General features: G+C 39.9%; 13 protein-coding genes. 2 read left to right on the top strand and 11 right to left on the bottom strand.

The features are described from left to right. Nucleotides 1-89 precede the first annotated feature (89 nt). Nucleotides 90-1,232 (bottom strand): FecR family protein, encoded by a 1,143-nt coding sequence (locus tag ACFSKL_RS15875; RefSeq protein WP_376887308.1) that lies wholly within the window; start codon nucleotides 1,230-1,232, stop codon nucleotides 90-92. A 166-nt stretch (nucleotides 1,233-1,398) separates the two neighbouring features. Here ACFSKL_RS15875 and ACFSKL_RS15880 point away from each other — a divergent pair, with 166 nt between their 5' ends. Continuing rightward, on the top strand, nucleotides 1,399-1,944 hold the full coding sequence (locus tag ACFSKL_RS15880; RefSeq protein WP_376887309.1) for an RNA polymerase sigma factor: 546 nt from the start codon (nucleotides 1,399-1,401) through the stop codon (nucleotides 1,942-1,944). A gap of 167 nt (nucleotides 1,945-2,111) precedes the next feature. Here the strand turns inward: ACFSKL_RS15880 and ACFSKL_RS15885 are convergent, their stop codons facing one another. The 8 genes from ACFSKL_RS15885 to ACFSKL_RS15920 form a co-directional block, all read right to left on the bottom strand. After that, the gene (locus ACFSKL_RS15885) at nucleotides 2,112-2,960 is read right to left on the bottom strand and encodes an SDR family oxidoreductase (RefSeq protein ID WP_376887310.1); all 849 of its coding nucleotides are present in this window, start codon (nucleotides 2,958-2,960) and stop codon (nucleotides 2,112-2,114) included. A 90-nt stretch (nucleotides 2,961-3,050) separates the two neighbouring features. Next, nucleotides 3,051-3,215: a hypothetical protein gene (locus ACFSKL_RS15890; protein WP_376887311.1), complete on the bottom strand. Its 165-nt coding sequence runs from the start codon at nucleotides 3,213-3,215 to the stop codon at nucleotides 3,051-3,053. 404 nt (nucleotides 3,216-3,619) lie between these two features. Then, nucleotides 3,620-4,126: a CinA family protein gene (locus tag ACFSKL_RS15895; protein WP_376887312.1), complete on the bottom strand. Its 507-nt coding sequence runs from the start codon at nucleotides 4,124-4,126 to the stop codon at nucleotides 3,620-3,622. A gap of 957 nt (nucleotides 4,127-5,083) precedes the next feature. After that, on the bottom strand, nucleotides 5,084-5,332 hold the full coding sequence (locus tag ACFSKL_RS15900) for a DUF7218 family protein (protein WP_376887313.1): 249 nt from the start codon (nucleotides 5,330-5,332) through the stop codon (nucleotides 5,084-5,086). Between the two features lie 198 nt (nucleotides 5,333-5,530). Then, nucleotides 5,531-6,109 (bottom strand): type 1 glutamine amidotransferase domain-containing protein, encoded by a 579-nt coding sequence (locus tag ACFSKL_RS15905; protein WP_376887314.1) that lies wholly within the window; start codon nucleotides 6,107-6,109, stop codon nucleotides 5,531-5,533. 5 nt (nucleotides 6,110-6,114) lie between these two features. Further along, the gene (locus ACFSKL_RS15910) at nucleotides 6,115-6,453 is read right to left on the bottom strand and encodes a hypothetical protein (RefSeq protein ID WP_376887315.1); all 339 of its coding nucleotides are present in this window, start codon (nucleotides 6,451-6,453) and stop codon (nucleotides 6,115-6,117) included. A gap of 10 nt (nucleotides 6,454-6,463) precedes the next feature. Beyond that, a complete protein-coding gene (locus ACFSKL_RS15915) occupies nucleotides 6,464-7,039 on the bottom strand; it encodes a nitroreductase family protein (protein ID WP_376887316.1) in 576 nt (191 codons plus the stop codon). A gap of 226 nt (nucleotides 7,040-7,265) precedes the next feature. Then, entirely contained in the window at nucleotides 7,266-7,466 is a 201-nt protein-coding gene (locus tag ACFSKL_RS15920; RefSeq protein WP_376887317.1) for a CsbD family protein, read from the bottom strand. 1,235 nt (nucleotides 7,467-8,701) lie between these two features. On the opposite strand from ACFSKL_RS15920, the gene ACFSKL_RS15925 reads away from it, so the two are divergent. After that, nucleotides 8,702-10,270, top strand: a complete 1,569-nt coding sequence (locus ACFSKL_RS15925; protein ID WP_376887318.1) for a pectate lyase family protein — start codon at nucleotides 8,702-8,704, stop codon at nucleotides 10,268-10,270. A gap of 279 nt (nucleotides 10,271-10,549) precedes the next feature. Here ACFSKL_RS15925 and ACFSKL_RS15930 read toward each other — a convergent pair whose 3' ends face one another. Together ACFSKL_RS15930 and ACFSKL_RS15935 are read right to left on the bottom strand one after the other, a co-directional pair. After that, nucleotides 10,550-12,448, bottom strand: a complete 1,899-nt coding sequence (locus ACFSKL_RS15930; RefSeq protein ID WP_376887319.1) for a hypothetical protein — start codon at nucleotides 12,446-12,448, stop codon at nucleotides 10,550-10,552. 201 nt (nucleotides 12,449-12,649) lie between these two features. After that, nucleotides 12,650-15,979 (bottom strand): DUF5107 domain-containing protein, encoded by a 3,330-nt coding sequence (locus ACFSKL_RS15935; protein ID WP_376887320.1) that lies wholly within the window; start codon nucleotides 15,977-15,979, stop codon nucleotides 12,650-12,652. Between the last annotated feature and the right edge of the window lie 292 nt (nucleotides 15,980-16,271).

Raw genomic sequence — 16,271 nt, forward strand, 5'->3', positions numbered from 1 at the left:
TCGGGAAATGTTGCACCATTTCCCGATTTCTTTTTTATTCCGGTGGAGAATTCATATTGGTTGATTTTCGTTGAACATTTGTTTTCCGCTTACTTTGTAATGACTATTTTATTTTTGCCAATAATCTTATAGTTGAATGGGTAACTTGCCTGTAATGATTCCAGAATTTGGTCAAGGGATTCTTCCTTGAATTTTGCCACAAACTTCTGCTGGCTCAATCGCTCATCTTTGAGGTCTATTTCCACAGCATATTTCCTTTCAAGCACTTGGGTAATTTTGGAGAAGGTTTCGCTTTGGAAAATCAGCTCTCCTTCAAGCCAAGCGGTATAAGGTTTTACATTTACCTTATCAACCACAAAGCTGCCATTTCCAACATTGCTTCTACCTCTCATGCCCGGCAGCAAGACTACAGTGCTTTCTTCCGAATAACCCTCATCGTTCATATACAAACCCACCTTCCCTTCTACCAAAATGGTTTCAATTGAATTATTCCCGTTATAGGAATTGACATTAAAATGAGTCCCCAAGACCCTTATATTCACATTGTCAGCGTTCACAATGAAAGGTCTGGAACTATCCTCCGACACTTTAAAGAAAGCCTCTCCTGTTAGATAAACCTCCCTATTTCCCCCCTTTCGGAAATTCTCGGGGAATCTCAAACTAGACCCTGAATTCAAGATGATTTCACTACCATCACTCAATTGAAGTGCAGCTGTCTTACCATGTGGCACAAGCAAGTCATGATAGACAACTTCAGTTGCTTCGAATGCACTGGAATATTTGATCGTATCCCCAACTTGACTTATAGCTACACCTGTGTTGGTTTGAAAAGCCAAATTGTCTCCGTCATCTATAGTCTTGACCAATTCGTCGGACATTCGAAGTGTTATCACCTCTTGGCTATCGAAAACCCCATGAACCGAAACTTTGGAGTACCAGCCATAACCAGCCATCAAGACTATCAAAAATACAGCTGCATATCTCAGCAATACTTTTGGATCAAAAATCCTGTTTTTAGGTTGTTTACCTACCAACCTTTCAAACACAGCCTCTTTATCCGTATTTTGGTCGTGTAGAAGTTCATGTGTTTTTTTGTTCAACAGGGCAAGTTTGGCAAACTCTTCTTGGTTTTTTTTGTCCAATAGAAATTCATCCAACTGTTTGCGTTCAGATCCGGTTAAATCTGACGAGAAAAACTTAATCAACAGTGTATAAAATTTATCTTCTTTCATAATTCGCTTTTGCCTGATTTTAATAGGTTTATTTTTTAATTGACAATTGATTTTATACGCCTAAGACAAAAAACTTAGAAAAAAGCCCATTCTGATTTTTATTTTTTTTTATTTTGTTATTCACAGATCACCCAATCTTTATAAAAATATTCAATCTAGCCCTTGTATGGATTATTCCCTTAACAATACTTTCATATTAGTAGGTGATATAAAAAAAGGCAATGAAAAGGCTTTCAGATTTGTCTTTGACAATTTGTATGACCAACTGGTAATCTACGTATTGGGTTTGACAAATGACAAGGGGAAAGCCGAAGATATCGTTCAGGGGGTATTTGTGAAGGTATGGGAAAAAAGATCCAATTTGGGGATTACCACATCCATCAAAAGCTATTTTTACCGGGCATGCTACAATGATTTCGTGAACCAATACCGGGTCGAGAAAGATCACATTTCTTTATCAGATAGTCTATTTACCCAAATATATGAAAATGATACAGACGATGACCGGCACGAAGACCTACTCCAAGAGCTGAAAAAAGCCATGGACAATCTTCCTGAAAAAAGAAAAGAAATACTCATCCTCCACAAAATAAAAGGCTATAAATACCAAGAAATTGCCAGCCAACTGAATCTCTCCATCAAAACAGTCAAGAACCAATTATTCAGGGCATACAACCAGATTAGAGATGCTATGTCAGATGGGTTCAAGTAATACTGCCAAAACCTAAAACAGTCTGGCTTGAGTGGCTACGGGGAAGCTATCCCATTTTCAAAAATCCATGAGATAGAAGCAATGCTTCAATAATAAAAAGGCCTGGTTAGAATCCGGAAATGACACCCATCCATCAATCTTGCCAAGCTTTGGAAAGCAGCATCAAATCACCCCCCGACCACTTCACCCCCGTTGATATGCAGTACCTGGCCTGTGACATAACTGCTGTCTTCCGAACCCAAAAAGATAAAAGCAGGGCCTACTTCCGAAGGCTGACCAGCGCGTTTCATTGGTGTGTCCTGACCAAAATCCTCTATATCATCAAATGTAGCAACTATCAATGGTGTCCATATTGGTCCTGGAGCTATTGCGTTCACCCTAATCCCTTTGTCTGCCAGGTTTTTGGCCAATGATCTTGTAAAGGCAACAATGGCTCCTTTGGTACTCGCATAATCAACAAGATGGTCGCTTCCCCGGTAGGCTGTGATGGAAGTCGTATTGATAATGCTGTCGCCTACCTCCATATACGGAAGCAACTCCTGTACCATGTAAAAAAACGAATATATGTTGGTTTCAAAAGTGTCTTTCAGCTGGTCCTCCCCAATCTCCTGTATTGAGTTTTTGGGATATTGGACAGCTGCGTTGTTTACCAATACATTGATTTTACCCAATGTATCTATTGCCTCTTTTGAAGCTGATTTGCAAAATCCACGATCCCTGATATCCCCTTTCAAAAGCAGGCACCCCGCACCTTCCATTTCTACCAATCTTTTCGTCTCTTGCGCATCTTCCTCTTCACTTAGGTATATGATTGCAATGTTTGCACCTTCCCGTGCAGCATGTACTGCAACACTTCTCCCTATTCCACTGTCACCACCTGTTATCAATACATTTTTGTCCTTGAATTTTCCACTTCCCCTATAGGATTCCCTTATCACTTCAGGTTCTGGATTCATTTTCCCTTCTTCACCTGGAAGGTCTTGACTTTGTTCTGGAAATTTTCTTGGCTTATTCATAATTTGTTGTTTTGATTCCATTTTGACAAAAGCTAAATGGTAGGTTACATGATGATAATTTAGATTTAACCAGCGTATTTTGGATTGTAGTCAGAATCCTCCGAGATTGGGAATGGCTTCCGTATACAAGCCGAAATATTTATATTTCTCCATCATCCCAAATCCGCAAATAACATCCAATACAAATGGATAATCATTTATCAGGATGCAAAAGCTCCGCCAACCTATATTGATCATCTGTAAAAATATAAACATGGTATATTTTTGTTTGTTACTGGTAAAAAAATCAAGCCTTTCTTCCACAAGTACAATATACCCTATTCATTCTCACTATTTGCTCAAATTGGGTGGGGCATTCAATTCCCGAATCGGGTCGAATGTAACCACACTGCAACATACGTGGGTAAATATTGTAAATTAATTTAGCTTAAAGACTTAGAGTCATCCTTTCAACAATCATAATTGTTAATGGGTATCCGCAATGATGCATATTGGGTAAGAAGTGCCTTTATAAGTTACAGATACATGTCAACAGTTTCCGCACCTGTGGCAAGGTCTACATAAATCAAACCGTACATCCAACAACCTATTGTTTGGCGGTGCAAAAGAAAGCGGATAGTCATATAATTGTTGAATCCAAAATCGATACCTAATCTATTCTATTTTAGATCCCAGTGTCGATGTTTGATTATTGCAGCAAGTTCATCAATAATCCATTTTGAATACAATTCCCTGAGTATTGATGCCTCCTCTTCAGTCCCCTTTTGCATACCCGAAAACACCTCTTTTCCTTTGAAGGATATAGACCCGAATGCGTATGGGATATTTACATTGAATTTGGAAATAGGCGAGGCAAATCCGGTAAGACTGATACCTATATCCGAACCAAAAAGCCCACAGGTCTTATTGGCCATAATCTTGGAAAATTTTGCAGAGACGCCATTTATTGGCATGCACTCATCTTCCTGGAAACCAAAAAAACGGTTTTTCTGCCGGCAATTGTATAGGGTAATCCCACCTTCAAAAAAAAGCCCTGCCTGTTTGGAGCTGCATACCAAGGATTGGAGGTTGCCACCAGATACACTTTCTGAGACCGCTAAAGTCAGATTGTTTTCAATGCAAAATTTTTGGATTATTATAAGCGAAGAATTATTCTTAGAATTCATGTATCTCTGTATTTTAGCTTTACTTGACGATTACAAAATCATTGTAACAAATACCTATTCAGTCAAAACCAGCACCAAACTTGTAATTTAAAGTTTTTATATAAAGTACTTATCAGACTGCTGGCTTATTGTGGCATTCAAATATGAGGGATATCTTAAGTTGTCTGGTATTTCAAATTTTAACTTTAAAAATTCTGAAACCATGGAAATTGAATTAGTTGTTTTGATTACTGGGATTATTGCCATTTCCTATGTCGTAATGGGGCTGATAGCCGTTGATAGGAAGAAAAAGGAAACCGACAAAAAAAGAAAGAAAGCATAAAAGCCAATTAACAGACTGTTGCCCATAGCAATGATTGACTCTTGAAAGTTACGGATTGTGGACAATTTGCAACATCTGTCATATATAGCAAGCTCTAGAAAATCCCCCTTTGTTGATTTCAACCATGCTTTTTTTTATTAGAGGCTCTAAAATCAGGAACAAAAGTCTCTTTTATCATAACCCACCCCGTTCCGATCCAAAATGGCATGTGTATTGGATAATTGGTAACAAATGGATCAGCGAATTCGAGAACAGTATAATCTTGGATTCCTAATCTTTTATATTTTGAAGATAAACGGACTAAACCAACCCACAGATGATGATGCCCCTATAATCGATATTTCCAAAAGGAGCGGGAACAAAATTGGCAATTTGGGAACATATCCCTTCCAAGCCAATCGAAGCCAATTTCTGACAGGAAACTCGTAGGGGGCGCCATCATCTGTTTTTTTGAATGCAAGAAGAGTTTGCAGGCAACATGGGGAAATAAATTTTAACTCAACTACTTCAATCCAAAAAACCTTTCATGGGATTGCATCAACACAATGGCCAGACCATATAAATTGGTCTGGCCATTTCGGTTTTTGGCAGGTTCACCCCAAAGCAATTCTGGGGTTTTTCAAAACATATTGGTTTCAATTATATCTCAATGCATTTATAAGTTTCTTTTTATTCATTTTGCTCCTACCTTTTATCCCCACCTGTTTTGCTTTTTGATACAACTCATTCTTCGTTCTGGATTCATATTTGACACCCATACCCTCATCCATTTCATCAACAGGGGTATTGGCAATCCTAGCTGATTTAGACTTACTATAGCCCTTGTCTCTCAAGGCTTCGTACTGGTCTTTGTTCTTAATCCGGTTATCTGTTCTTTTTACCATTTCAATGCAGCTTTTTGGTTTCGGGTGAAATAACTTGACTCATTAATTCTAGAAAAATAATTTTCTAGAAGATCCTTAGGGGAATCCCTTTTAGCCAAAATCTTCAGGGGTTTAAACCTACACAAGTTTGGTTTGTGTCAGCACAGACCAATCCTCCTAAACTGTACAACCCTCAAAGAATTTCTTTCTTTGAAATTGTTAAAGGCTATTTCCATGGGGAAAAACTTCTTCCTTGATATCGCTTTCTGTCAGATGTTCGACAAGTGCTCTATTGAAAGCACTAAGGTCTTCTGGTGTCCTGGAGGTAATCAAACCTTGATCCACGACCACTTCTTCGTCAACCCAACTTGCGCCTGCATTTTCCAAATCTTTTTTGATGGAATGAAATGAAGTCAGCTTCCTGTTCTCTACTGCTTCGGCATCTATCAACAGCTGCGGTCCATGGCAGATTGCCGCCACGATCTTCTTATCATCAAAAAATGTCTTAATAAAATTGATGGCCTTTTTGTCCATTCTGAGTTTATCTGGGTTGAGTGTACCGCCCGGTAAAACCAATGCATCATAATCCGAAGAAGTGACTTCATCCAATGCTTTATCTACCTCAACACTTTCTGCCCAATCACCATTTTCCCAGCCTTTGATCTTCCCAAGTTTGGGGGCTATGATATCCACTTTGGCTCCATTTTTTTGCAGAGTTCTCAATGGGCTCACCAATTCTGACATTTCAAAACCGTTTGTTGCCAGAATGGCGACTTTTTTATTCTTAAGATTTTCCATTTTATTTATTTTTCTTTACGAATGATTTTCTTGGTATTGGTTATTTTCACATTTGCCATGAAGTTCAAAACCCTACGTGCTTCCATATCACCTTCATGGTAGACAAGGGTTCCTTTTATTCCATTGCTGGTTTCGATCCCGTAAATGATCTTTTCGCAGTTTTCCCCATTTCCACTATAGGTAGAGAGATCACGAACCTTAACCTCAGATGGCAGGTATCCCTGATCCTCTCCGACTATCTCAAGGATGCCTTTTGATTTTATCTCAAAGTCATGGTCAAAACCTTTTTGTTTCATTTTCCTGACTTCTTTTGCAGTTGCTTTGTGCTTGAAAGTTCCAGCCATGTCTACTAAGCTAAAAAGGGTTGTCCCATTGATCCCTGAAGAGAAACTCCTGTAGCTTTTTCCTCGATGAATGGGCACTTTCTTTTTTTTTGATTTCTTCGGGTAAATCTTCCGTTTTTCCGTGCCTTCCCATTGCAAATAAAGTGATCGGTCGGTATCTCTCAGGTATGGCAAATTGCTCCTGCACCTTCTGTTCCGAAAAGCCTGCCATTTGGTGGATAAAAATACCCAAATCAAATGCGGCTAGGGATGCTACTGCCATGAAAGCACCTGTATCATAAGTGTAATGTGGATTTTCCTTTAGGTTTCCGTCAAAATTTCTCTTCGAGAGTGCAATTCCCAAATAGGGAGCCTCTCCTGCCCATTTCCTATTGAAATCATCCAGACAATGAAGCAATTTCTTATAGCTTTCCTCGCCCTTCTGCACCAAGAGGAACTTCCAGGGCTGTTCATTATAACTTGTAGCAACCTGCTTCCCAGCATTGAAAATACTACTCATCTCATCTTTGGTAATCTCCTTATCAGAGAAAGCCCTTGGACTCCAGCGGTTTTTTACCAATTCTTCAAATTCATTTTCCATCATCATTCCTTTGAGATTTATAACAAAAGATTACTTGCAACTTTTGAAAGGACAGCCAACATTCTGTTAATGTAGCTATCGGATTAATTCAAGGATTTCACTTTTACAATATCCAATACAAGCCCCCCTCGGATGGTTGACTCCAATAAAAGCCTTGGCTTGATTTTAATATATTGCTCAATGCAAACCGAGACCCTTGATAGATGCCATAAAGCAAATTCCCATTCTAGGCTTAAATGTGGCCAGTTCTAAAGATTAGGTTTTCAAGCTCCTCTTTTGGCCTTCCAATCCTTTTATGGATTCTTCCAAACAATTCATCCTCTTTGCCTTGGACATACTTTAGATCATCATCGGTCAGCTCACCATATTCCTGCTTTAGTCTACCTTTGATCTCTTCCCAGTTCCCTTTGATTTTTTCAGATACTTTGCTCATGGTTTATTTGTTTTTGGTTCAACTGATTGGGTGCAACGTCTATGCCATTCGAATATAGTCCCATGCCCAAACCAATATTTCCACGAGTCAAATTTGCCGGAAAAACACCGTGGGAAATTATTTAAAAGGACAAAAAGGCATTGCTTTACCCATGGTCCACTAAAGTTGACAAAAATTGCCCTTCTGTATCCTAAATATCCAATAAGTACTAAATCATCGATAGGAAGAATAAAAGATGCTTTTGATCGAATTTGATAAAGCAAAAAACAATTAAAGACTGATTATTTCCCCTCACAAAAACAGTTTTTGGCAAACAGCCATCCAAAATTCAAAACAGCATCAGTCTATGTCTCAGAATGGATCTTGGTTCAATTTCTCCATGGTAAGCGCTGGGTACGAAAGCATAAATATGCAATACCAAATCCAATGAATAACCTAGCCCAAAGTGTAACCATTTCCTTACAGATTGCTACTACTATCAGACCAATAAGAATCACATGATTGAGCTTCGGGAGGAGATAAATGAATTAGGAGGATTTTTATAATAAAGACTTATCAACTGACAAGACTGCGACAATTTATCAAGTAGTCTATGAACTAATTGCCATTATGATTCTAAACCCAAATATTCCTTGACCATTATATTGGCAGTTTAAAATTTCAGGCAAACCCAAAAATGAAATTTGTCATTCGAAATTTAAAACGTCCTAGACAAGGTTCAAAAAAAATAATTGTAAACATTACACTTAATTATGTGACTTTTTTGTATCTTTAAATTCCTTTGGAGAAAGCTTGAAGTCACAGTGCTAATCAATCCTATATTGACAATACACGAATCACCTTCAAATCCCGGTAGACTACAGTGCTGTCTAGCCAAAGGAAATATTCCAGTTAAAAGCCCCACACACCCTAATTTTTAGCATATCAAGATATCCCAGATATCATAGTTATTTATTTTCAAAATCATAACTAAGTATGTAGGAAAAAGTTGAATTATAGTAAACACTAAACCCGGCAGTTTCACAAATCAGCTTATCTATTTTGTGCCAAATAAGACATTCGTTTTATTATTGAACACTTTGTGTCTTAAGCGACCAAGAATTTGGCAAAGACACAAAAACATCCCAAATACCATTTGGCCTTCAATATATTAATTTGAATTTTGAGACAGCCACCTAAACCAAAACACAAGAGTTCAATGGAAATATCCATGTGACAATTAAAACTCAATTAAAATGAAAAGAACCTATCAAATCATCATTACTGCCCTGCTTTTGCTCGCATTTTTATATCCAGCTATCGACGTGCAGGCTCAAAATGCCAATCAAAGTTACAGACAACCAGAAGTTGGACAAATCCCACCCCACCCTCCAAGATTACCCGAAGCTGTTATCCCAGCATTTCCAGGGGCTTGGGGAGGAGGTATGTTTACCACAGGTGGACGGGGAGGCAAAGTCATTGCCGTCACCAACCTCAACGATAGCGGTCCAGGCAGTTTGCGAAATGCCCTAGAAACTGAAGGCGCACGTATTGTGATATTCCGGGTTGCTGGCACGATAAAGATCAATGAAGATCTTAACATCAACAATCCTGACATAACCATAGCAGGACAATCTGCTCCAGGTGATGGGGTTTGTATAGCCGGCACACTTAATATCAATACACACAATGTCATCATCCGCCACTTACGAGTACGCCGGGGCATTCCTGTCGGAGGACAAGGAGATGACAATATTGGAGGCAATCCACACCACCATGTTATTATTGACCATTGCTCCACCAGTTGGGGAATGGACGAAAACATTTCGCTTTACCGACACATGAGACCATCCCATGATGGAAGCACACGAATAAAAGATCCATCAGAGTATATCACCATCCAATGGACCATTTCCAGCGAAGGACTCAATGCCAAAAACCATGCTTTTGGAGCTACTTGGGGCGGAAACCCTTCCACATTCCACCACAATCTCTTCGCCTCAAACACAGCCCGAAATCCTTCAATAGGCATGTCGGGACCGTTTGATTTTCGGTACAATGTACTTTTCAACTGGCAACACCGCACGATAGATGGTGGTGATGAGACCTCTATGGTCAATCTTATCAACAACTACTTCAAGCCGGGACCGGCTACGCGGGAAAACATGCGTGCAGTCTTCGCCCGCATCGAACAGCGCAGTATGTACTCACCTGGCAATGCTTGGAAAGAAGGTGATTGGTATCCCAAAGAACAAAACCGTCCCGGAAAATGGTATGTTGCAGGCAATATCATGGAGGGAAATGACGAGTTGAACAATAACAACTGGGCAGGTATGAAAGTAAAGGAGACAAAAGATTCCATCATCCCAGAAGGAAGTGATGGGCAAAGCACAGCCCGTGTAAATACCCCATTCGAAGGCTGGCCAGTCGCACCACACCATACTGCTGGTGATGCCTATGAGGCAGTTTTGGCAAAGGCTGGAGCCACTTTACCCAAACGTGACGCCGTAGATATCCGTGTAACGGAAATGGTACGTACAGGAAAACCGATGACTGAAACTGGTATTATAAATGACATATCTGAAGTAGGTGGCTATCCAAACCTGACTTTCGACCCTGCACAGGTACCTGTTGATACCGACGGGGATGGTATGCCTGACGAATGGGAAATCAAATACAACCTTGACCCCAATGATCCAAGTGATGGCGCTATGGATGCTGATGGCGACGGCTATACCAATGTGGAAGAGTATCTCAATGGTACTAACCCACGGGAAAAAATCAATTACCGTAATCTAGGTAATAATGTAGATACGATCAGTTAACACGGATTCTAAGACTGATCTTTTTTAGTCACCTTGAAATTTTCTGGCTAAAAGGGATTGCCCTAGTTACATATGTTTAATCTAGCACAAATCGACTAAAATTCATAAATGAAAAAAGCCCAATCCCCAAAAGAGGTTGGGCTTTTTTCATTTATATTGAATCAATACAATGGATTGGTTATTTTATTTCAACGTACTGACAAATAGATCAATTTACACTTCCCTATTAAGGTAGTACGCAACTCCCCATTTCTTCCCTGTGGTTAAAACATAAAGTTCTCAAGGAATAATGGTTTCAACCAAATCCCCATCTTCATATCTTTCCTTTTTAACGATTGTCTTGAATTCATTATAGAAAATTTGATTGCCGGTTTTCTTTCCTTCTGCAAAACGAACTTCTGAATCTATATCACCATCCATCGTAAACCATGTCCAAAGCCCATCCCTAATTCCATTTTCATAACCACCTACCATTTGTTCCTTCCCATTTGGATAATATGTAACATACCGACCAACCAACAATCCATCCTTATAATTGGCAATTTCCTGAACCGGATTATCATCACCATCAAAATAGCTAGTCCATTTGCCTTGTTTCAATCCATCTGTATATTCACCTTCATCTTGCAGATTGCCACTTTCAAAATACCCTATAAATCTGCCAGCACCATTTTTAACCAAAGCACTACCATCTTTATCAGTGATTGTCAATACCTTTCCGATATTATCTTTGTATTGGATCGTTGATGTGTGCTTTCCATTTTCATCAAAGAACTTCCAGTCACCTTCCATTTTTTTATTCTTGATCGTGCCTGAGATTGCAGTTTTACCATTTGGGTGAAAGGAAACGAAATCACCATTTCCGTTTTGTACAGATGGCTTTCCAGTTGGGTTGCGATAGGTGATCCATTCTACCTCATTTTCAGAAATATGATTGATTTCTTCTGTAATTTGTCCATCAATACCCCAAGTCTTCCAGACGCCACTCTTCTCCCCTCTTTCATAATTGCCTTTCTGGTAAAGTTTTCCATTTTCATGGAAATACTCCCATTCACCATTAGGCATGTCCAAGAAATAATTGCCTTTATTTTGGATAGACTTATCTTCATAGAATGTAGTCCATTCCCCATCCATTCTCCCATTCTTATACTCCCCCTGCTGGCTTATCAGGTTTTCATTGTAATAAGTCGTAAAAGTCCCATGCAAAAATCCCTTGTGATACTGTTGAAGGCTACTGAGCATCCCTGATTCATCATAATATTGCCAGAAGCCCTCTTCCAAACCATTAGAGTAATTGCCTTTCGCACCAACACTTCCGTCTTCATAGAAGTACTCCCATTCACCCTCCGCAAGGCCATGCAAAAGCTTACCTTTTGAAAAGACCTTACCGGAATCATAAAAGTTCGTCCTTTCTGCTTCCGAATGGCTAGACACCATAAACAGGCAGACAGCAATCAAAACGGCTGAAACAGCTGCCATTGGGAATCTCAATTTTGCAAATTGTGGTGCATAGTCCTTTTCATTTTCCAAGGTGCTGGGAAGGGTTCTGAATGCAAACTTGTACCCCTCAAAACCCGCCAATCCAAAGAAAAACAAATCCATGGGTACAAAGCTATCCATGATAATTTCAAGACTGAGCAAAGGTGTAAGATAGCCCAATACTTCAAGATATGGGATTGATTCTTGATCGGCATGAAAACCAACCTGCGTCAACAAATTCCCCAGCAAGCATGCAAAAACTGCGATACCAGCACCCAAATAGCCAAACTTCTTGTCAATACCAGCGCCAAAAAACCGAACAGAAAACCCAACCAAAAGCCCAATACCTATGGCCATCCAGCCTATTTGATACTGGAAAGCAACAGAGATAACAGCCCAGAGAATAGCCGAAAAAATTGCTGCCAGCATCCCTCCCAATACAGCAAAGCCAAAACTCTGATGCTGTCTCAGGTGATTTTTGATTTCTTGGGGTAAAGATGTCAACAGCTCTTGGGTTGACATTTCGACCAATTCAGCTTCCTTTTCTTCCTTCAATTTGTTTTCGTCCACCTGATAATCAGCACAGGTATCTAAAAAATCAGCAGCTTTATCGGTTATTTTGCAAATAATTCCCTGGTTGGGATCAAACTTCCTGTTTAGGCATACAGAACAATACTTCAATTGTAATTTTCTATTCATAGTAGGGATGGTTTAAGCTTTGAAAATAATTAAAAAAAGGTACTTTTAAACCTTTGGGTCAAAATATTTTTTACTTGAAACAGCACGCTGAAATCTTAGCCTAAAGACGAGGGGTTTCCCTATAATAATAATTCAACTCAATTTCAAGTTCATCTACTCTCAAACCATTCAAAAACAACCTAAAAAAGTAAAAGACAGATTTTATAATAAGGGAAAATCATCCAATATCTTCCTGTGGATATGGGCTCCTTGGTGTACGGGATCACGGGACAGTATTTTATCGAAATGTTCATTCGCCTGCCCAAATTCTCCCAAACCAAGATATCCAAGTGCAATCATGTAATCACAGTGGATCTGGTTCCTAATATTCAAGTCTTCTTCCCAGATCAACAGGTCTGGCAATGAGACTGCAAAATATTCTATCCGAACATGATCATCATAGTGGTTTTGCCCATATTCCACCAAACTCCTGAATCTGCTGTTGGCTTCAGAAGCTTGCCCCAGCTTTAAAAATGCCAAACCCTGATACAATATTTTGTCGGGAGATTGATCATTGTAATAGACTGCCGGCAAGGGTTCAGATGGTCCTTGTGCCGCCTTTTCCCATGCATCCCTTGCATCCTTTTCTTTCCCCAGTTCATGGTATACACAGCCCATCCAATAATAGATATCATTATCCGAGGAACCGATCAACTTCCCTTCACCCAAATTATCAGGATATTGGAGTGTACATTTCAGTGATTTCAGGGCATCCAAATAATTGCCTTCCTTAAGATTTAGCTTCGCCATTTCAAGCAGCGCAGTGACATATTGGTTGGGCACTTTGCCCTCTCCACCTTCCCAAGGATGGAAAGTCCTTTCCATAATACAGTTCAACACTTTCATGTGTTCTCCCTTGAGGTTGAGCAAGGTGATGTATTCAAGGTATACATCGTCCCGGTCCAACACTGACACCATATTGTCCTCCAAATAAGCTATTCTAAAACCTGTTGGCTTCTTCAGCTTCTTGTACAGCTGATCCAATTCCATAAGTAGCCGGGAATCATTGTCGATTTCAAAAGCCCTTTCTAGGCACTCCAATGCTTTTGTTTTTTCGTCAAATTTGTTGAAGTAGAGGAGTGAAAGATTTCTCAAAACCAGCGGGGATTGCCCATTTATTTCCAAGGATCGCTCCCAGCAATCCTTGGCTTCCTGATATGAACGCTTTGCCATCCAAAAATTACCCAAGTAGTACAATGCATTTGCATCTTTGGGCTGGCTTTTGATAGCTTCCTGTAGGATGATCACTTCCTCCAGCCTATTTGGAAAACAATAGTCTGACGGCATGATGGCTGCCTGCCTGTAACTTGCCTCCGCCTGCTCGGTATTTTCCAATTTTCCATAAAAGAACCCCAGACAATAAAAAACCATTGGATAGACTTTCCGCTTGTCTTCCAGATATAAATGGAGGAAATCTATGGCCTCCTGATACAATCCCGCATCCGCATAATCCAATGCAAGTTCAATGTAATTGTGGACATAACCCCTCAACAAATTCTGAAGCCCTGATTTGTCTTTTTGTTCTGAGCTAAGCAGGTACTTCTCATACAGCACCCCAAAGTTGAATTTATCCAATTCAAGGGAATCTTCGATAAACTTCACCCTGTCAACTGTAATATCAAGTTTCCTTTGGATAATTGCTTTCAGATGGCGGGCCTTGTGGTTATGCCAATTATGCACCAATGCACTGTTTACCAATTCCAAAACATATTCAAAATTCCCTCTTCTGGTTTCTATCAGAGCTAGGTTATAGTACCCAGGGGCTTTGAATGCGGCATTCCAGCACGTCTTGAAAAAGGCATCGTAAGCTTCATCATATTTCCCCATCATTTTGAGGGCAATCCCTTTGTTGAAAAATGGCTCCCCATCACTAGGGTTGGGATTGTATTTGGTCAAGGTATCGATAGCCTTTTGGAAATGGTTTGCCGCTTTGTGAAACTCCCCACTCCTCAACAAATGTAACCCTAGGGCATTATTGCACCTGACATCGTTTTCATCCCTGAGAAGTCCCTCACTGTAATAATCCAATACACTGTAGGTAGCATGTCTATACTGTTCTATATGCAAACCTGTCAGGTAAAGTTCCTCTATCGTATGGATGTCCTTTGGATCTTTGGCCGCTCTGGCGGATTGAGGAAGTGGCTTTTCCACTTTTTTGGAAGTGTCCCATGAAACGAGTTCCTTGCCATCGGCATCACATACTTCGACTTTTACCTCCCGGGCAATGCCTTCATAGGGAACCGAAAGTTCGAATACTGATTCTGGTGATAAGTCAAAGATCCTGTCAAGCAAAAGATCCCGATTGATCCAGAGTCTGATCTTGCTCTGATTGAATATACCTGTAGCATAAACTATCAACTGGGCTTTTCCTTCACTTATCTGGACATTCAAAAGGGCATCTTTGGTGGCATTTTTGACCAAACCCACTTTTTGATAAGGCATGAAATACTGTGTGAACTCCTTCTCTTCATAGGGTTGGATCCATGCAAAATCCGGTTGGTTGTCCGTAAAGACACCACACATCAACTCTATGTATGGCCCATTCCTGTCGGTGAGGTTTCTATCCCAAGCATGTCCAAAATCCCCATTTCCCCAAGTCCACTGCTTCTTTCCGGGAGAGATGTGGTGGTTTGCGACATGGAGGAGACCCGCCTCGGTGTCATTTTCATAACCTCCCACAAAATCATAATCTGAATTGATAGCCATATAAGAGGTGGGTACAGGGATATTCTTATACTTGGATATATCCACCCCTTTGGAATAGTCCACTTTATAGTAAGTCCCTTTGGCAATGGGGAATTCGGAGACGTCTCTTTTTCCATGGTCAAAAACAGCATTGACATCCTCGGGAAACACTGACTGATAGTGGTCATTGACAGCCACTGCCGGGTTTGCCCACCACAGGAATGTCTGTGGATGTGGCGTTCTGTTAAAAAGTTTTCCTTTGATCTCAATGTATGCCTTGTCGGGATAAAGCCTAAAACCTGCCATTCCTTTAGTCCTGAACATTCTCTCTATCTCACTCACCCAGACTGTGGCACTGCCATCTTCGTGCTGCTCTATGGTAAAGTCCACAGGTTCATAGGTACTGGGTCTGTGGTGTTGTGGCCAATTAAACTCAATACCACCTGAAATCCAGGGACCGGTCAAGCCTACCAAAGCAGGTTTGATCACTTCGTTGTAATATACAAAGTGTCTTTCCTTGACTTTGTCATAGGCCATTTGGATCCTACCTCCAAGCGCGGGAATAACCATGATTTTTATAAACCTGTTTTCCATAAAAATAACTTCCCATTCTTTGTCTACTTTGGTGTCGCTTATCTTCTCAATGACTGGATTGGGATAAACTGACCCACTGCTCCCTTGGTAAACCCGTTTTTCCAAGAATATCGGGTATTTTTCGGCAGTACCCACTTCGTAAGTGGGAATGATTATTTTTTCTTTCCAAGCCTTGACACTTTCCATAAAGTCCGATCTACTTTTCGATTTCATTTGCGGTCAATTGGATCAAAATCCCTGTAACTATGCTTGATTTGGAAAATCAAAAACATGGTTAAAAATACATTTTAACATTAAATATTTGATCACAATAAACTTCCTCCTATTTTCAAATAAACGATGTCATGTAGTGCTTCCAGAAAATGTAATCAACCTTATGGCACACATTACGATTGTTATTATTATCAAAAATAGGTTTATTGCAATGTTGTTAGATGGATTTTTGTGTTTTAAACATAGACTAAAATATATTGAAGCGGCATCCAGTTTGAAACCATTTTAAAAA

This window comes from Belliella marina (assembly GCF_042682445.1).
Classification (GTDB): domain Bacteria; phylum Bacteroidota; class Bacteroidia; order Cytophagales; family Cyclobacteriaceae; genus Belliella; species Belliella marina.